Source organism: Maritimibacter sp. 55A14, assembly GCF_003122205.1.
GTDB lineage: Bacteria > Pseudomonadota > Alphaproteobacteria > Rhodobacterales > Rhodobacteraceae > QEYE01.
Genome location: NZ_QEYE01000004.1, coordinates 122,496 through 140,088, shown reverse-complemented (window position 1 = coordinate 140,088; position 17,593 = coordinate 122,496). Strand labels below are relative to the sequence as shown.

The following is a 17,593-nucleotide window of genomic DNA, read 5'->3' as shown; positions in this document are numbered from 1 at the left end:
TGACGGATCAGGCCCCGGCCTCCTCGGCTGATGCCTCTTCGTCCTCGACGGGCTCGTCCTCATCCTCTGCCAGATCGGCGGGATCGACCCAGCCAAGCTGTATGCGGGCGGTCATCACCATGTTCTGCGCCTCTTCCAGCGAGACGTCGAATTTCTCCAGCAGGCCGTCGTCCTTCTTGCGTTCGCCGTTTTCGGTGGTCCAGCCGCCGGCCAGTTCCCAGTCGGCGCAGGTGGCGAAGTCTTCCAGCGTCAGCACGCCGTCCTCGGCCAGCACCTCGATCATCTGGGGTGTCAGCCCCTCGAATGCAACCAGGCTGTCCTGCACGCCCAGTTCGCGTGCATGGTCCATCGCTTTCTGGTTTATGGCGTCCAGGCATTCGCGAGCGCGGGTCTGAAGCTCGTTGGCCGTGTCCTCGTCCACACCGTCGATGACCAGCAGCTCGTTGAGGTCCACATAGGCCACCTCCTCAAGCGTCGCGAAGCCTTCGGAAACAAGGAGTTGGGCGAAAAACTCGTCCAGGTCCAGAGTTTCCATGAACATCGCGGTGCGCTGGGTGAACTCGGCCTGGCGGCGCTCGCTCTCCTCGCTTTCGGTCATGATGTCGATATCGAGCCCGGTGAGCTGGCTGGCGAGCCGCACGTTCTGCCCGCGGCGCCCGATGGCCAGCGAAAGCTGCTCGTCGGGCACCACGACCTCGATGCGCTCGGCCTCCTCGTCGAGAACGACCTTGCTGACCTCGGCGGGTTGCAGCGCGTTCACCAGGAAGGTCGGCTGGTCCTCGTTCCAGGGGATGATATCGATCTTCTCGCCCTGAAGTTCGTTGACGACGGCCTGCACGCGGCTGCCGCGCATACCCACGCAGGCGCCGACCGGGTCGATGCCGCTGTCATAGGAGATCACGGCGATCTTGGCGCGGCTGCCGGGGTCGCGGGCCACGGCCTTGATCTCGATGATGCCGTCATAGATCTCCGGCACCTCCATCTTGAACAACTCCGCCATGAATTCCGGCGCGGTCCGCGACAGGAAAATCTGCGGGCCGCGGGCCTCGCGGCGGACATCCTTGATATAGGCGCGGATGCGGTCGCCGTTGCGATAGCTTTCCCGGCCGATCTTGTCGTTGCGGCGCAGGACGCCCTCGCCCTGACCGATATCGACGATCACGTTGCCGTACTCTTCGCGTTTCACGAGGCCGTTGATGATCGTGCCGGCGCGGTCCTTGAACTCCTCGTACTGGCGGTCGCGTTCGGCGTCGCGGACCTTCTGGAGGATGACCTGCTTGGCCGATTGCGCGGCGATGCGCCCCATCTCGACCGGCGGCAGCTCGTCGATGATCTCGTCGCCGACCTGCGGGTCGTCCTTGTAGGCGCGGGCCTCCTCGACGGTCAGCTCCTTGGCCAGATCCTCGACCTCTTCCACCACGGTGCGGACGCGCTGCATGGTCAGATCGCCGGTCTTGCGGTCGATATGGGCGCGGATGTCCAGCTCGGCGCCGTAGCGCGACTTGGCGCCGCGCGCCATCGAATCCTCCATCGCCTCGATCACCAGATCGGGGTCGATCATCTTCTCGCGGGCGACCGATTCAGCGATCTGGAGAAGCTCCAGCCGGTTTGCACTGGTAATGCTCATCTCACGTCCTCTTCAGGGGTGTCTTCGGTTTCAATCTCGTCGAAATCCGCGCCGTCCGCGCCGGGGTCGAACCCCTGCGCCTTGCGCGCCTTCAGCATTTCGGTGATCAGCTCGTCGGTCAGCACCAGCTTGGCGTCCGAGAGCCAGTCGAATTTCAGGCCGATCGTGCCCTGCTGGACCTCGATCAGAATCTCGTCGTCCTCCACGCCGGCCAGAACGCCCTTGAAGCGGCGCTGCCCGTCGATCGGTTCCGCGGTTTCCAGCCTTGCCTCGTGCCCGGCCCAGATGTCGAAATCCTTGAGCCGTGTGAGTGGCCGGTCGATGCCGGGGCTGGACACTTCCAGCGTGTAGTTGTCCTCGATCGGGTCCTCGACATCCAGCACCGCGGAGATGGCGGTGGAGATCTGCGCGCAGTCCTCCACCTCGATCCCGCCCTCGGGACGGTCCGCCATGATCTGCATCGTCTTGGCCTTGGCCGTGGCGCCGCCCATCAGGCGCACGCGCACCAGTTCGAAGCCCAGTCCCTCGATGACGGGACGGACGATCTCTGCCAGGCGCTGATCTATGGCGGCTTTGGCGACGAGGTCGGTCAAGGCTTACCTCCGCTTGGAATGAAGTTGGCACAAAAAAACGGGCGCGCGGCCCGTTGGAACTTTCCGGTGGGGTCTGGGGTTGGAAGCCGGACCGCCGCTGTCGAGAGGGATATAATCGGACTCGCGATTAAAGACAAGCCTCCCGAGAGGCAGAATCATGCGTCCGGAGGTTCATGAATGCGGCGGCAGGATACGAGCGGTATTGCATCGCGGAGAACCGTGGGCAGGCAGGTCGCGCCGGGGCATATGTCCGAAAGGCACAGGAAATCTGGCATTTCGCGTTTCCCCGTCCGCCACAGTTCGTGGAAAAGCCGCGACATTGTCGGTTGTACTCCGCAATCCTGCCCCATTCGCGAGCGAAAACTTGCTCAAATCGCGAAAAGAGCGAGAGGGACGTTCGCATGGATCGACTGACGGAAATGGAAGCATTCGCAATGGTCGTGGACCAGGGCGGCTTCACGGATGCTGCGAAGAAACTTGGCATCTCCAAGTCAGCGGTCTCCAAGCACGTCTCCGCCCTGGAAACCCGTCTCGGCGCGCGGCTGCTCAACCGGACGACCCGGCGCGTCAGCCCGACCGAAATCGGCCTTGCCTATTATGACCGCGCCCAACGTGTGCTCAACGATGCAGGAGAGGCCGACGCGATGGTGTCGGCCATGCAGTCCGCCCCCTCCGGCCTGCTGCGCATCTCCGTTGCGACCGATTTCGGCGTGAATCACGTGTCCCCCGTGCTCGGCGAATTCCTCCAGGCCTATCCCGACATCACCGTGAACATGGTACTCAACAACCGGTATGTGGAGCTGATTTCGGAAGGGTTCGACCTTTCGGTGCGAATCGGTGAGCTGGAAGACAGTTCTCTGCGCGCGCGCAAGCTGACCGACACGAACAAGCGCCTTGTCGCTTCGCCGGACTATTTCAATCGCTTCGGCCGCCCGCAGAAGATCGACGATCTGACCGAGCACAAGCTGCTGCATTACACCAACCAGTCGAATGGCAATGTCTGGAAGCTGACCTCGCCCACCGGCGAGAAGCGCCAGATCCGCGCTTCGGGCTGGCTGACGGTCAATGACGGGCAGTCGCTGCTCAACGCGGCCGTGTCCGGTCTCGGCATCGCCTATCTGCCCAGCTTCCTCTATGCCGACAAGGTCGCCTCGGGCGAGATCGAGATCGCCATGCCGGATCTGCCGGTGGAAACTCTGGGGGTTTACGCGGTCTATCCGCCGGGGCGCTACGTGCAGCCCAAGGTGCGGGCGATGATCGACTTCCTGGCCGAACACTTCAAGGAACGCGGTCCCGAGGTGTGGTAACGAGTTCTCCCGAGCGCCAGTTGGCGCCTACTGGGTCGAGGTGAGAACCACCTCGACCCTTCTGTTTTCAGCGCGCCCGTCTTCGGTCAGGTTGCTGCTGCGGGGCGAGAGATAGCCGATCCCCTGCGCATCCAGGCGTTCCGGTGCAATGCCGAATGACTCAACCAGCCGGCTGAGGACCGAGGTCGCGCGCTTCTCCGACAGCGCGACATTGCTTTCCAGTCCGCCGGCGGCATCCGTATGGCCGACCAGCGCGACGCTGTGGTCGGGGTTCTCCTCCAGATATCCCGCCAGCGCGTCGAGCGCGGCGCTGTCCTCCGGCCCCAGTTCGGCCGATCCGGTCTCGAAACTCAGCCCGTCCAGGACGGCCACGCCGTGCTGGAGCAGCGCCTCGCCCAGATCCATCGACGGGGCCGGCGCGATCTGCGGCGCAGGTTCCGGCACGGGATCGGTCGCCGGGCTCTTGGTGGAGACCGCGACCTCTGGCGCGACGCTGCCTTCGGGGCCCACATGGGTCACGTGGATATAGCCGTATTCGCTGCTGCGGCTGACCATCAGCGACATGAATTCCGGCTGCTCCCCGCCGTCGCGCCGGGCGGCGAGATAGCGGAAATCGCCCAGGTCCACATGCATGGCGGGCTCGCCGATCAGATCGGTGGCAAAGCGGAAATCGAAGCCGCCGCAGCCTTCCGTCTCGCACTCGAAGATCGTCTCGAAGCCGGTTTCCTCGAGTTGCGCGCGCAGGCCTTGCAGGATGTTGAGCGTCGATCTGCCGGGCAACGGGGTGCGCCAGGCCTCCTGCCGCACGAAGCCCTCGGCGCGCAGCATCTCGGGCGCGTCGCCGCGATAGGGGCCCACGGGCATCTGGTAGCTGCCGGAGGTTTCCACCTCCTCGGCGTTCTGCACCGGCGCACCCGGAAGGTCGAGCGCGACCGCCCCGGCGATGGCGGGCGGACAGGCGGCCAGAAGGGCCAGTATGGAGACTCGAAAGATCATCGGTGTGCTGCGTGGTACTCCACGTTCGGTTGCATGTCGGTGGCCGACGCCAGGCGGTTGGTCATGTTGAAGAACCCGGCCACGGCGGCGATGTCCCAGATGTCCCGATCCGAAAACCCCGCATCGCGGAGCACTTGCCGGTCCGGTTCCTCGATCCTGGCACTCGCTTCGGTCATTTTTGCGGCGAAATCCAACATCGCACGTTGACGCGGATCAAGTTTCGCCACCCGGTAGTTCATCACCAGCGCCTCGCCCAGCATCGGATCGCCGGAAAGCTCCCGCACTGTTGCGCCATGCGCCACCTGGCAGTACCAGCACCGGTTGATGGAGGAGACGACGACCGCGATCATCTCCCGCTCCAGCTTGGTCAGCCCGCTATCGGCGAGCATCAGGTCGTTGTAGAGCGCCGCAAAGACGTTGAGCTTGTCTATGTCGAACGCATAAGCGCGCAAAACGTTCGGCACGATGCCGAGTTTTTCTTCGCAGATGTCAAAATAGCGCTGCGTCTCCGGCGGCAGGGGATCCACCATTGGCAAATCCAGTGCCGTCACCTGTTCGGTTTTCTTCGTCACCCGCCTACGGTCCCCCCGGCTTACCGGGAATGTTTCATTCTGTAGTGATAGTTATCCACAGAATGGAGCCCGAGGCCAGCGAACAGCCCCTGGGCAGGCAGGTTTTCGCCTGTCGTGACAGTGGAAAACCATTGCGCGTCATGATTTTGCGCCCATTCGGCGGCCTTGCCCAAGATGTTCCGCGCAACGCCGGTGCGCCGGAACTCGTGCGACACGTCCAAGGCGTGCAACATTGCAACATTTCCGTGAAGGGCGACGAAGGCCGCACCCGCCGGGCGGTCCTTCTCGCGCGCGAACAGATAGCATTTCGGCCCACCCACCCGCGCCATCACGTCGAGCCGCGCCGGGCCGATACCGCCTGCGGCCCAGAGCTCGCGCATGATCGCCAGCGGTTCGGGGCCGGTGAAGACCTTCATGAATCCCGGCCGGTGCGCGGCCACGTCGCCCACCGGCGCCAGATAGATCAGGGTGGGATCGACGAGCGCATATCCCCGGCCGGCCAGTGCCGCGTCGAGTGCGGGCGGATCGCACCGCCGGATCATGAAAAGCGGCGTCTGCCCCGCCGCTTCCATCGTCACCTCCGCCGGGCCGATCGCCTCGGCGGTGAAATCGCCCTCCAGCGTCGCCGCCGAGACGCGCTTGCCACCACCCGCCCCGTCACGCAGCCGCCAGGGCCCCAGCCGGCGCGTTGCGGCTGCGGGCCAAGTGGCCTCCAGCATGGCGAAGAGCGCCGCGGTGTCCGGCGCGCTCATTCCTCCACCGCCTCCGGCAGGGCGCGGGCCAGGGCGGCCACGCCCCCCGCCAGCCGGTCGGCATCCTGTCCCCGAACCACCAGATTGGTGCCGAAGACCCCGTTGCGGATGAACGGGTAGGATCCGAAGGAAAGGTCAGGATAGGCCGCCGCGGTTTCGCCCAGCGGCCCCGCGACATCGCCCTCGGGCCGTTCCACGCGAAGGGTGCGAGAGATCACCGGCGTGCCCCCGGTCAACCGAGGCAGGACCGAGGCGACCATCGCCTGGAAGATCGCCGGCACCCCGGCCATCACATGCACGTTGCCCAGCGTGAAGCCCGGCGCGGCGGAGACCGGGTTGTCGATCAACTCCGCCCCCTGCGGGATCCGGGCCATGCGCAGCCGCGCCTCGTTCAGCACCTGGTCGGACTTGGCGTAATGCGCCTCCAGCAGGGCGCGGGCATCCGCGCGCACACCGATCGAGGCGCCCATCGCTTCGGCCACCGCATCGGCGGTGATGTCGTCATGGGTGGGCCCGATCCCGCCGGAGGTGAAGAGATGGTCATGGCCCGCCGACAGGGCGGTGACCGCGGCACGGATGCGCTCATGCCGGTCGGGCACGACGCGCACCTCCTGCAGGTCGATCCCGACGCGGGTCAACTCCCCGGCCAGGTGGTGCATGTTCGAATCGCGGGTCCGGCCGGAGAGGATCTCGTCTCCGATGACGAGCATCGCGGCAGTCGGGTCGGGCATGGGCGGGTCTCCCTGGATCGCGCCGCAGGATAGCCGCGTGCGGGGCGCTGGCAAGGGCTGTCGAGCCGTTATTCCCTCCGGTCACGACCTAGGCCTTTCGTCAGTGCGGGGGCAAGGAATGAACCTCCGCCCGACGCCATATGTTGCAGACCGCGCGGAGGCCGCGCTAGGACCATCGCATGGAATTCCAGTCCCCGCTCGTCCCCGCGCGGCTTCTGCGCCGCTACAAACGCTTCCTTGCCGATATCCGTCTGGAGGACGGGCGCGAGGTGACGGCCCATTGCGCCAATCCCGGCGCGATGACCGGCCTGGCGGATCCCGGCCTGCGCATCTGGGTGGAGCCCAACGACGATCCGCGCCGCAAGCTGGGCTGGTCCTGGAAACTGGTGGAACTGCCCGGCGGCCATTTCGCGGGCATCGACACCGGCCTGCCCAACCGCCTGGTGCGCGAGGCACTGGAGGCTCGCGCGATCCCGGCGGTGCAGGGCTATGAGAGCATTTGGGCAGAGGTGAAGTACGGCCGGGCCAGCCGCGTGGATTTCCTGCTCGACGGGCCGTCGGGGCGCACCTATCTGGAGGTCAAGAACGTGCATCTGCGCCGCGATGGCACCTGGGCGGAGTTCCCCGACTGCGTGACCGCCCGCGGCGCGCGGCATCTGGACGAGCTGGCAGCGATGGTTGCGGCCGGGCACCGCGCCCTGACGCTCTATGTCGTGCAGCGCAGCGATTGCACGGGCTTCCGGCTGGCCGCCGATATCGACCCGGCCTATGCCGCGGCCTTCGCGCGGGCCCGCGCCGCCGGTGTGGGCGCGATCTGCCACGGCACCCGGATCGGCATTTCGGGCGTGACGCTGGCCGGGCCGCTGCCCGTCGCGGCTTAGCCCCCACTGGCGCCCCGCGGCATTTGCCCTTATCTAGGGGCCCGAGAGCGTACGAACAGGAGCGACCCCCGTGAGAGACCGCCACGACGGCAGAGTGACCAAGGACGGCATCCGCATCCACGAGCGCGCGGATTTCGCCGGCATGCACAAGGCCGGGCGGCTGGCAGCCGAGATACTCGACGAGATCGCGCCGTTGATCGAACCGGGCGTCACCACGGGCCGGATCAACGAGGCGATCCATGCCCGCGTGGACGCCGCCGGGGCGAAATCGGCCACGGTGGGCTATCGCGGCTATCAGCACGCCTCCTGCATTTCGGTCAATCACGTCGTCTGCCACGGCATTCCGGGGGACAAGGCGCTCAAGGACGGCGATATCCTGAATGTGGACGTCACGGTGATCGTCGATGGCTGGTTTGGCGACACCAGCCGGATGTATGTGGCGGGCAAGCTCAGCCGCAAGGCCGAACGCCTGATCCAGGTGACGCATGACGCGCTGATGATCGGGATCGAGCAGGTGAAACCCGGCAACACGTTCGGCGATATCGGCGCCGCGATCCAGCGCTATGCCGAAGGCCAGCGCATGTCGGTGGTGCGCGATTTCTGCGGCCACGGGCTGGGCCGCGTGTTCCACGCCCCGCCCAACGTCCTGCATTACGGCCGCCCCGGCACCGGCCCGGTGCTGGAGGAGGGCATGTTCTTCACCATCGAGCCGATGGTCAATCTCGGCCGCCCGGAAACCAAGGTGCTTGCCGACGACTGGACGGCGGTGACGCGCGACAAGTCGCTCTCCGCCCAGTTCGAGCATTCCGTGGGCGTCACCGCGGAGGGCTGCGAGATATTCACGCTCTCGCCCGCGGGCCGGTTCCACCCGACCTGGGGCTGAATCCGTCCGCCTTTACGCGGCATTAACCGGAATCGGGCGAGCGTCGGGCCATGACAGGTCCGGTCACCCATTTCCGCGAGGCCCCGCTGCCCGATTTCGGCGCTGGCGAGCCGGTGCTGCCCCTGCCCGGCTGCGCGTCGGCGGACGGTGCCGGTGACCATGCGCAGCACCGCGAACGCCTGCGCCGGCGCTTCATGGCCGGCGGCGCCGCCGCGATGCCCGATTACGAGCTGCTGGAGCTTGTGCTCTTCCGCGCCATCCCCCGGCGCGACGTGAAACCGCTGGCCCGCAGGCTGCTGGCCGAGTTCGGGGATTTCAACGCCGTGCTGGCCGCGCCACCGCCGCGGCTCGCCCTCGTGCAGGGCGTGGGCGGCGCAGTGGTGCGGGAGCTCAAGATCGTCGCCGCCGCCGCCGCGCGCATGGCGCAGGCGCGGGTTCTGGACCGCCCGGTCCTCTCCTGCTGGCAGGCGTTGCTGGATTATTGCCAGATCGCGATGGCGCATCTGGAGACCGAGCAGTTCCGCATCCTCTATCTCGACCGCAAGAACGTGCTGATCGCCGATGAGGAACAGGGCCGCGGCACCGTGGATCACGTCCCCGTCTACCCGCGCGAAATCGTCAAGCGCGCGCTGGAACTCAACGCCTCGGCGCTGATTCTGGTCCACAACCACCCCTCGGGCGATCCCGCGCCTTCGGAGGCCGATATCGAGATGACGCAGCGCATCGTCGGGGCGGCCGGGGCGTTGGGGCTGACCGTGCACGATCATCTGGTGGTGGGTCGCGGCCGCAGCGTTAGCTTCCGGGCGGATGGCTATCTCTGAGGCCGCACCCAGATCTCGACCCGGCGATTGACGCGGCGGCCCCAGGGGGTGTCGTCGCAGGCCAGCGGCGACAGTTCCCCGAACCCGACCGAGCGCATTGCCAGCCGCTCCGCCGCCGTGCCGTCCAGCGCGGCCGCCAGCGCCCGGCGGACAGCCTCGGCGCGCTCCAGCGACAGGCGGCGGTTCAGCGCCGCGGGACCTTCGGCATCGGAAAACCCGGCGAAGATCAGCTCCTGCCCGTCGAAGCCGCCCGCGGCGATGCGCCGGGCCAGCAGATCGACGTTCACCCGCGAGCCCGCGTCGAGCCCGCTGGCCCCGCCGTCGAAGCGAAACCCGGCCGAAAGCCGCCGCGCCCCGTCGAGTTCGGCCACCATGCGCTGAAGCTCCGCCAGCCCGACATCCCGCCCGGCGCTGGCGATGGCATGGGCCAGGCGCGGCCCTTCGGCGGCGAAGGGCAAGGTGACGATATCCTGGCCCACGAACCCCGCGCGCGGCAGCAGCGCCTGTGCGGCCTCGCTGCCCAGATAGTCCAGCAGGCTGCGGGCCAGGCGCGGCAGCCGACGCGCCGGGCGATAGGCAAGCAGCCGCACCGTCAGCGGGTAGTCTCCCGCCTTGAGCGCGGCATCGGTGGGCCAGACCGGATAGCCGCAATCGCCAGTCAGCCCCAGCGCGCGGGCGGTTCCGCGATGGGCATATCCGGTCAACCCGATGGCGAAAGGATCGGCGGCCACCGCATCCGCGATGGCCTTGTCGCCGGGCAGCCGCTTCACCCCTGCGCCGATGGGACCTTCGGTGATCCGGGCGCGCAGCAGCGCGGCGCTCGCGGTGCCGTCGGGCCGGGCATAGGCGGTGATCGCCACGTCCGGTCCGCCCAGTTCCCGCCAGTTGGCGATCCGGCCCGTGAAGATCCCCTTGAGATCGTCAAGGCGCAGCGCGGTCACCGGATTTCCGGGCGCCACGACCGCCACCACCGCGTCAAGCCCCAGAACTTGCGCGCGCCCGGTCGCGACAGGACCGGCCTCGCGGTCTGCGGCATTCGGCGGACGGGAGGCGAGCGCGATATCGGCCTCACCCGCCAGGAGATCGGCGAACCCTTCCGCCGTGCTACCGGCTTGCACCGCGATCTCGGCCAGCACCGGCCCGTCCGGAGCCGCCAGCCGGTATGTGAAACGACTGTCGTCATGAATGACGCGCGTGGCATGCAGGCCGCGCTGCCGGGCATAGCCCTCGATCAGGGGCGGGATCAGGCCCGTGGCAATGGACCGCGCACCGGACATGGCGATCCGCGCGACATGTTCGCCCGGCACCGGGCAGCCCGGCCCCGAACAGCGCACCGCCTCGCCATCGACCGTCATCGGGCCGTATTCGGTACCGATGCGGTAGAACTCGCCGTCATACTGAATGAGCGTCCCGTGCAGCACCACAGTGCCGTCGCGCGATGTCAGCGTGATGTCCTGTGCCGATGCGGTTCGGGCCACGACCAAAAGAAAAATGGCAGCAAGCGCTGCCAGTCGAGGTACATTCCGTGTCATGCAATCCCGCGTCGCGTCAGTTCCGCGCGATCTTCAGGTCTTGCAAGGCATTTTTCAACAGGAGAGTTTGGGTCGCCTCGCCGCAAGGCGGCATCCGGAAACTGACCGCAAGCCGTTCGGTGACGGTCCCGGATGTGCGGCGCAGGGTCAGCGCCTCCACCGGCTCGCCGCAGCTTTGCGCGCTGCTGCGGGCCGCCACCATCAGGCGGACCGCCCCCTCGGGCGTCCGGGTGCCGTGCGGCAGGCTGTAGATCTCGGCCAGGCGGGGCCGGTCCAGGCCGGGATCGCCCAGTTCGGTCAGGAACCCGCCGCCCACGCGCAGGGCGTGCAGCGGGCTGCGCCCGGCGCCGGGGCGGACGTGCCCGTTCGAGCCCTCGGCGGCGCCGAATTCAAGCGCGTGCAGGTCCAGATCGACCGCCCCCTGCCATTGCAGCACGACGCGGTCCACGTCATCGCCGTCGGGCACCGTGACGGTGGCACTGGCCGATTGACCGTCGCCGAAATAGACGCTGTAGGCGGCCTGCCGCTCCAGCGCGGGAACCATCAGGCTCAGCCCGCCATAGGCGGATGTGCGGGTGTCGAACTCCAGCCCGCCATGCCGGATCGTCACGCGTTGACGCGCCTGGCAGGGCGCGTCGAGCGAAAGCGAGACCATCGCGCCGGGCAGGGCGTCGGCCCGCAGCGTCGCCTGGCACGGGGTGCCATAGCGGCTCAGGTCGAGCTCCGCATCGCTTGGCGGGGACAGGCGCTGGGTATCGAGCGCGGCGGTGCGTGCCGAAAGATCGAGACGCCGTGTGAGCGGCGTCGCCACCGCCTCAGGCGCTTCCTGCGGCAGCGCGAAGGCTTCCATCCGCGCGGTGTCGGAGGTGCGCGGGACATTCCGGCGTGGATCGGGAAGGATCAGTGGCTGGCTGCGCACCGGATAGCGGGAGATCGAGGGCACACCCGCCCCGCTGCGCGCGTCCAGCCGGGCGGCCGTGTCGACCACCTGGCGCGGCTGGCCAGCCATTTTCGCCAGGTTGGTGACGATCTGATCGCCATGCTGCGAAATCGCCGTCATCGTGGCCGCGACGAACACCCCTGAGAGGATCGCGAGTTTCCGTTCGCTGAGGCGCATCCCATATGCTCCAATCTGGGCACCATCCCTTTACAGAGCATATGACGGAAACAATCCGCGCTTTCCTTGATACAATTGGGGTTTTTTGGTGGCGCCTGCTCAGGCGGCAGGATTCCACAACTTATGGTGTGGACGCCGCAAAAGGTCCCCCAGATATGGCTCGAGACGGTGCGCGCCGGGAGTAAGCCGGGCCGCATTTTCGCCTCAGGATTGTTTCACCGGGCTCGCAATTCGCCCGTGGCAATGCTTGAACTTCTTGCCGGACCCGCAGGGACAGGGCGAATTGCGGCCCGGACGGCCCCAGGTTTCAGGGTCGTTTTCGTCGAGCTCCGAGGTGGCGGGACCGCCTTCGGGGGCGGGCTCGGGCATCTGCGGCGCGTCCGCGGCGCGCTCCATCGCCTCGCGCTGGGCCTGAAGCTGGGCGATCATCTGCGCCTGCTCCTCTTCCGAGAGCGGCCGGATCCGCGACAGTTTCTCGGTCACCTCCGCGCGCAGCGAGTTGAGCAGCGTCTCGAAGAGCTGGAACGCCTCGGTCTTGTACTCGTTCAGGGGATCGCGCTGCGCGTAACTGCGGAAGCCCACGACCGAGCGCAGGTGCTCCAGCCGCAGAAGATGCTCGCGCCATTTGCCGTCGATGGCCTGCAACAGGATGGATTTTTCGATCTGGCGCATGTTCTCGGGGCCGAATTGCGCGGTCTTGCCGGCCATCAGTTCGTCGGAGGCGGTGTAGAGCCGCTCGCGGATATCCTCGTCGTCCACGCCTTCCTCGTCGGCCCAGGCAATCACGTCCGTATCGAGGCTCATCTTTTCCTTAAGCGCGGCGTGCAGGCCCTCCATGTCCCACTGTTCGGCATAGCTGCGCGCTGGAATATGCGTATCAACCAGATCGTCAACCAGTTGGTGGCGCATGTCCTGCACGATCTCCGACAGGTCGTCGGCCCGCATGATCTCCATGCGCTGACCGAAGATCGCCTTGCGCTGGTCGTTCATCACGTCGTCGAATTTCAGCAACTGCTTGCGGATGTCGAAGTTGCGCGCCTCGACCTTGGCCTGTGCCTTCTCCAGCGACTTGTTGACCCAGGGATGCGCGATCGCCTCGCCTTCCTTCATCCCCATCGTCTTGAGCATCTTGTCCAGCCGTTCGGACCCGAAGATGCGCATCAGGTCGTCTTCGAGCGACAGGAAGAAGCTGGACCGCCCCGGATCGCCCTGGCGCCCGGATCGGCCGCGCAACTGGTTGTCGATGCGCCGGCTTTCATGGCGCTCGGTGGCCAGGACATAGAGCCCGCCGGCCGCGATCACCTTCGCCTTGTCCTCAGAATGCTCCGCCTCGATACGTTCGCGCAGCGCCTCCGGGTCGGCCTCGGGATCGGCGTCGAGCGCCTCGAGCACGCGCAGCTCCACATTGCCGCCGAGTTGGATGTCGGTGCCCCGCCCGGCCATGTTCGTGGCGATCGTCACGATGCCGGGCTTGCCCGCGTCGGCCACGATCTGCGCTTCCTGTTCGTGATGGCGCGCATTGAGCACGTTATGCGGCACGCTTTCGGCCTTCAGCAGGTCCGACAGGAACTCGGATTTCTCGATCGAGGTGGTGCCCACAAGAACCGGCTGGCCCTTTTCATGGGCCTCCTTGATCTCCTGCACGATGGCGTCGAATTTCTCCTTCGCGGTGCGGAAGATCTGGTCGTGCTCGTCGACCCGCGCGATGGGCTTGTTCGTCGGCACTTCGACCACGCCCAGACCGTAGATCTCGGCAAACTCTTCGGCTTCGGTGTTGGCCGTGCCGGTCATGCCGGAGAGCTTGGAATATAGCCGGAAATAGTTCTGGAACGTCACCGAGGCCAGCGTCACGTTCTCGGGCTGGATATTTGCGCCCTCCTTGGCCTCGATGGCCTGGTGCAGACCGTCCGACAGGCGCCGCCCGCGCATCATGCGGCCGGTGAACTCGTCGATCAGGATCACCTCGCCGTCGCGAACGATGTAGTCCTTGTCGCGGGTGAAGAGCTTGTGCGCGCGCAGAGCCTGCGTCAAATGATGCACGATTGTGGTGGATTCCGGCGCATAGAGCGCCTGCCCCTCCGGCAGGATGCCCGCCGCGGAAAGCCGCTGCTCGATGAACTCGTTGCCGTCCTCGGTAAAGGTCACGTTGCGGGTCTTCTCGTCCAGCGAGAAGTGGTCCGCCGTAATGTCCGGGATCAGCTTGTCCACCGCGATGTAGAGATCCGAGCGGTCCTCGGAGGGACCGGAAATGATCAGCGGCGTACGCGCCTCGTCAATCAGGATGCTGTCCACCTCGTCCACGATCGCGAAATTGTGGCCGCGCTGGGCCATGTCCGACAGCTCCGACTTCATGTTGTCGCGCAGATAGTCGAAGCCCAGCTCGTTATTGGTGGCATAGGTGATGTCGGCGGCATAGGCGGCCTTCTTCTCCTCCTCCGGCTGGAAGGGGATCACGACGCCCGTGGTCATGCCGAGCGCGGCATAGACCTTGCCCATCCAGTCGGCGTCGCGCCGGGCCAGATAGTCGTTCACGGTGACGATATGCACGCCTTTTCCTGAGAGCGCGTTGAGATAGGCCGGGAAAGTGGCGACAAGCGTCTTGCCCTCGCCGGTCTTCATTTCGGAGATATTGCCCTGGTGCAGGAAGATGCCGCCCATGAGCTGCACGTCGAAGGCCCTGAGCCCCAGCGCGCGCCGCGCGGCCTCGCGGCAATTGGCGAAGGCTTCGGGCAGCAGCGCATCCAGCGTCTCGCCCTCCGCGTGCCGCTTCCGGAACTCCGCCGTCTTCTCGATGAGCTGCGCATCGGTGAGTTTCTCGAACTCGGGTTCCAGCGCGTTGACCTCTTCGACGATCGGGCGCGTGGCCTTGATCTTGCGGTCGTTCGGCGTGCCGAAGACCTTCTTCGCAATCGTTCCAAGACCCAGCATGACTGCCCTTCTCTTGCTTGCGGCGCGGCGCGTACGAAAACCCGGGGTTGTCTGCCTCGGCCTGCCGTTTTACATGCCAAGAGCGCGCGGTGCCCGGCGCGCGTGATCGAGTTTGCATGTAAGGGGCTGCGGAATGGGTGTCAACGGACCGTACCGGCCGGCGCACCCGGCACATCGGGGTGGCCTGGACCGCCCGAAGAGGAGGTTTTCGATGACAAGACTGACGCGCATTATCGCGGGGGCCGCTTTCGGGGCCGTTCTGGCCACATCGGCCCCGGCGCAGGACGTGCCCGACGCCGACACGGTGCTGGCCACGGTGAACGGCACCGAGATCACGCTGGGCCATGTGATCGCGTTGACATGGCGCCTGCCGCAGCAATACAAGAGCCTTGGCGACGAAGACCTCTATAACGGAATTCTGGAGCAGCTCATCCAGCAGACCGCGATGATGCAGGAGATCGAGGGCGAGCTGAACAAGGAAGCCCGCCTGTCGCTGGAGAACGAGCGCCGCGCCTTCATGGCAGCCGAACTGATCGACCGGATCGGCAAGGAGGAGATTTCCGAAGCGGCGGTCGAGGCGGCCTATGAGGCGCAATACGCAAATGCCGACGAGGAAACCGAGGCCCACGCCGCCCATATCCTTGTGGAAACCGAGGAAGAGGCCAAGGAAATCGCCGGGCTTCTGGCCGATGGCGGCGATTTCGCCGAGCTTGCACGCGAACGGTCCACCGGGCCGTCGGGGCCGGGCGGCGGCGATCTTGGCTGGCTGACCTTCGGCGAGGTGGTCAAGCCCTTCGCCGAGGCGCTCTTCGCGCTGGAGCCGGGCGAGATCTCCGATCCGGTCCAGAGCCAGTTCGGATGGCATGTGATCCAGCTCAAGGAATCCCGCATCAAGGAGGCGCCGCCGCTCAAGGAAGTGCGCGGGGATCTGGAGGAGTCCATTCGGAACCAGAAAATCAACGACGCCCTGGCCGGGATCGCGGAAGAAGCGGATATCGAGCGCGCCGATGTCGAGATCGACCCCTCGATCATCCGCGACATGGGCCTTCTGGCAGAGTAACGGTCCGGCGGGGGCGGGCGGAGATGGCGACAGGTGAAAGCATGGCGGGCGGCGCTAAGAAGTCTGCGCCGCCGGTATCCCCCCTTGCGCCGGCGGGCGGGTTTCCGCCCCTGCCGGCCATCGACGGGATCCGTTTCGCCGCCCATGCCGCCGGCGTGCGCTATGCCGGGCGCAGCGATGTGATGTTGGCCGAGATCTGCGCGGGCGCCAGCTTGGCCGGGGTCTTCACCCGGTCGGCCACCCGCGCCGCGCCGGTGCTCGACTGCGAGGCCAAGCTGGCCGCGCTGGCGCGCGACGGGGCGGGCGAGGGCGGTTTCGCGATCCTGGTCAATTCCGGCAACGCCAACGCCTTCACCGGGCGGTCCGGGGCAGAGGCCGTGCGCGCCACGACCGAAGGCGTGGCCGGGGTGCTGGGCATTCCAGCGGGCCATGTCTTCTCCTCCTCCACCGGGGTGATCGGCGAGCCGCTCCCGGCCGAACGCATCACTGCCGCGCTGGACGCGCTGAAGGCGGGGCTGTCGCCCGCCAGAGTCGAGGACGCCGCCCGCGCGATCATGACGACCGACACCTTCCCAAAGGGCGCCACCGCGACGGTGGAACTGGACGGCAGGCCGGTGCGCATCGCGGGCTTCGCCAAGGGATCGGGCATGATCGCGCCGGACATGGCGACGATGCTGGTCTATATCTTCACCGACGCCGCCATCGCGCAGCCGGTGCTGCAAAACATGGTTTCCACGCTCAACCGGCGCAGCTTCAACGCGATCACCGTGGATGGCGACACCTCCACCTCCGACACGCTGCTCGTCGCGGCGACCGGGCGGGCGGGCAACGCGCCGGTGGCCTCCGCGCGCTCCGCGGCGGGACGTGCCTTCGCCGGGGCGCTGGGCGCGGTCATGCTGGACCTGGCGCATCAGGTGGTGCGCGACGGCGAGGGCGCCACGAAATTCGTGGAAATCGCCGTGACCGGCGCCAGCAGCGACGCGGCGGCGCACAAGGTCGGCATGGCGGTCGCCAACTCGCCGCTCGTCAAGACCGCGATCGCGGGAGAGGACCCGAACTGGGGCCGGATCGTGATGGCGGTCGGCAAGTCCGGCGCACCGGCGGACCGAGACCGGCTGTCGATCCGCTTCGGCGACATTCCCGTGGCCGAGAAGGGCTGGGTTGCGGAAAGCTATCGCGAGGCAGATGGCGCGGCCTACATGAAGCGCGCCGAACTGGTGATCGGGGTCGATCTGGGGCTGGGCGAGGGCCACGCGACGGTCTGGACCTGCGATCTGACGCACCAGTATATCGCGATCAATGCCGACTATCGGTCATGAAGATCGTTCTCGTCGCGGCGGTGGCGCTGATCGACGCCGACGGCCGGGTGCTTCTGGCACAGCGCCCCACAGGCAAGGTGATGGCCGGGCTCTGGGAATTTCCCGGCGGCAAGGTCGATGCCGGGGAGACGCCGGAAGCCGCCCTGATCCGCGAGTTGCATGAGGAACTGGGCATCGACACCTGGTCGAGTTGCCTCGCGCCGCTGACCTTCGCCAGCCATGCCTACGCGGATTTCCACCTGCTCATGCCGCTTTATGCCTGCCGGAAATGGCAGGGCGTCCCGCAGCCGCGCGAAGGGCAGGTTCTGAAATGGGCGCGCAAACAGGAGCTTGGGCAATACCCGATGCCGCCCGCGGACATCCCGCTGCTGCCGATCCTGCGCGACTGGCTGTGAGCGCGCCTGAAACAATTGTAATAAAATTGTGAACAATACGTCAAAAAGTGATGCTTTGTTAACCAATTTCGCTATAACT

The 17,593-nt window shown here is 66.6% G+C and carries 16 protein-coding genes; 7 read left to right on the top strand and 9 right to left on the bottom strand.

What is annotated here, in order from left to right; genetic code table 11:
• Positions 1 to 7 precede the first annotated feature (7 nt).
• The gene (gene nusA / locus DDZ14_RS04970; protein ID WP_109423836.1) at positions 8 to 1,627 is read right to left on the bottom strand and encodes a transcription termination factor NusA; all 1,620 of its coding nucleotides are present in this window, start codon (positions 1,625 to 1,627) and stop codon (positions 8 to 10) included.
• Positions 1,624 to 2,220: a ribosome maturation factor RimP gene (rimP, locus tag DDZ14_RS04965; protein ID WP_109423835.1), complete on the bottom strand. Its 597-nt coding sequence runs from the start codon at positions 2,218 to 2,220 to the stop codon at positions 1,624 to 1,626. Before rimP ends, nusA begins: the two co-directional genes overlap by 4 nt.
• A 401-nt stretch (positions 2,221 to 2,621) precedes the next feature.
• On the opposite strand from rimP, the gene DDZ14_RS04960 reads away from it, so the two are divergent.
• On the top strand, positions 2,622 to 3,527 hold the full coding sequence (locus tag DDZ14_RS04960; RefSeq protein ID WP_109423834.1) for a LysR family transcriptional regulator: 906 nt from the start codon (positions 2,622 to 2,624) through the stop codon (positions 3,525 to 3,527).
• Between the two features lie 27 nt (positions 3,528 to 3,554).
• Here DDZ14_RS04960 and DDZ14_RS04955 read toward each other — a convergent pair whose 3' ends face one another.
• The 4 genes from DDZ14_RS04955 to DDZ14_RS04940 are packed head-to-tail and all read right to left on the bottom strand — an operon-like array spanning position 3,555 to position 6,578.
• Positions 3,555 to 4,523, bottom strand: coding sequence for an OmpA family protein (locus tag DDZ14_RS04955; protein WP_109423833.1), 969 nt, complete (start codon positions 4,521 to 4,523; stop codon positions 3,555 to 3,557).
• The gene (locus DDZ14_RS04950) at positions 4,520 to 5,095 is read right to left on the bottom strand and encodes a peroxidase-related enzyme (RefSeq protein ID WP_233252488.1); all 576 of its coding nucleotides are present in this window, start codon (positions 5,093 to 5,095) and stop codon (positions 4,520 to 4,522) included. Before DDZ14_RS04950 ends, DDZ14_RS04955 begins: the two co-directional genes overlap by 4 nt.
• Before the next feature lie 20 nt (positions 5,096 to 5,115).
• The gene (locus DDZ14_RS04945) at positions 5,116 to 5,847 is read right to left on the bottom strand and encodes a GNAT family N-acetyltransferase (RefSeq protein WP_109423832.1); all 732 of its coding nucleotides are present in this window, start codon (positions 5,845 to 5,847) and stop codon (positions 5,116 to 5,118) included.
• Positions 5,844 to 6,578: a molybdopterin-binding protein gene (locus DDZ14_RS04940; RefSeq protein WP_109423831.1), complete on the bottom strand. Its 735-nt coding sequence runs from the start codon at positions 6,576 to 6,578 to the stop codon at positions 5,844 to 5,846. The genes DDZ14_RS04945 and DDZ14_RS04940 overlap by 4 nt, the downstream gene beginning before the upstream one ends.
• Positions 6,579 to 6,757: 179 nt before the next feature.
• Here DDZ14_RS04940 and sfsA point away from each other — a divergent pair, with 179 nt between their 5' ends.
• The 3 genes from sfsA (at position 6,758) to radC (ending at position 9,163) form a co-directional block, all read left to right on the top strand.
• On the top strand, positions 6,758 to 7,459 hold the full coding sequence (gene sfsA / locus DDZ14_RS04935) for a DNA/RNA nuclease SfsA (protein ID WP_109423830.1): 702 nt from the start codon (positions 6,758 to 6,760) through the stop codon (positions 7,457 to 7,459).
• A gap of 70 nt (positions 7,460 to 7,529) precedes the next feature.
• Positions 7,530 to 8,342, top strand: a complete 813-nt coding sequence (gene map / locus DDZ14_RS04930) for a type I methionyl aminopeptidase (RefSeq protein ID WP_109423829.1) — start codon at positions 7,530 to 7,532, stop codon at positions 8,340 to 8,342.
• Between the two features lie 50 nt (positions 8,343 to 8,392).
• A complete protein-coding gene (gene radC / locus DDZ14_RS04925) occupies positions 8,393 to 9,163 on the top strand; it encodes a DNA repair protein RadC (protein WP_109423828.1) in 771 nt (256 codons plus the stop codon).
• On the opposite strand, the gene DDZ14_RS04920 is transcribed toward radC, so the two are convergent.
• The 3 genes from DDZ14_RS04920 to secA all read right to left on the bottom strand — a co-directional run bounded on the left by DDZ14_RS04920 (position 9,154) and on the right by secA (position 14,740).
• The gene (locus DDZ14_RS04920) at positions 9,154 to 10,695 is read right to left on the bottom strand and encodes a substrate-binding domain-containing protein (RefSeq protein WP_109423827.1); all 1,542 of its coding nucleotides are present in this window, start codon (positions 10,693 to 10,695) and stop codon (positions 9,154 to 9,156) included. The genes radC and DDZ14_RS04920 overlap by 10 nt on opposite strands.
• Before the next feature lie 16 nt (positions 10,696 to 10,711).
• Entirely contained in the window at positions 10,712 to 11,812 is a 1,101-nt protein-coding gene (locus DDZ14_RS04915) for a hypothetical protein (protein ID WP_109423826.1), read from the bottom strand.
• Positions 11,813 to 12,016: 204 nt separating this feature from the next.
• A complete protein-coding gene (gene secA, locus DDZ14_RS04910; protein ID WP_109423825.1) occupies positions 12,017 to 14,740 on the bottom strand; it encodes a preprotein translocase subunit SecA in 2,724 nt (907 codons plus the stop codon).
• A gap of 211 nt (positions 14,741 to 14,951) precedes the next feature.
• Here secA and DDZ14_RS04905 point away from each other — a divergent pair, with 211 nt between their 5' ends.
• From DDZ14_RS04905 to DDZ14_RS04895, 3 genes are read left to right on the top strand one after another with little or no spacing between them, the layout of a single operon-like run.
• The gene (locus DDZ14_RS04905) at positions 14,952 to 15,800 is read left to right on the top strand and encodes a peptidylprolyl isomerase (RefSeq protein WP_109423824.1); all 849 of its coding nucleotides are present in this window, start codon (positions 14,952 to 14,954) and stop codon (positions 15,798 to 15,800) included.
• A 23-nt stretch (positions 15,801 to 15,823) separates the two neighbouring features.
• A complete protein-coding gene (argJ, locus tag DDZ14_RS04900; protein WP_109423823.1) occupies positions 15,824 to 17,119 on the top strand; it encodes a bifunctional glutamate N-acetyltransferase/amino-acid acetyltransferase ArgJ in 1,296 nt (431 codons plus the stop codon).
• Positions 17,116 to 17,514 carry a (deoxy)nucleoside triphosphate pyrophosphohydrolase gene (locus DDZ14_RS04895; RefSeq protein ID WP_109423822.1) on the top strand — a complete coding sequence of 133 codons (399 nt, stop codon included), beginning with the start codon at positions 17,116 to 17,118 and terminating at the stop codon, positions 17,512 to 17,514. The genes argJ and DDZ14_RS04895 overlap by 4 nt, the downstream gene beginning before the upstream one ends.
• Positions 17,515 to 17,593 lie beyond the last annotated feature (79 nt).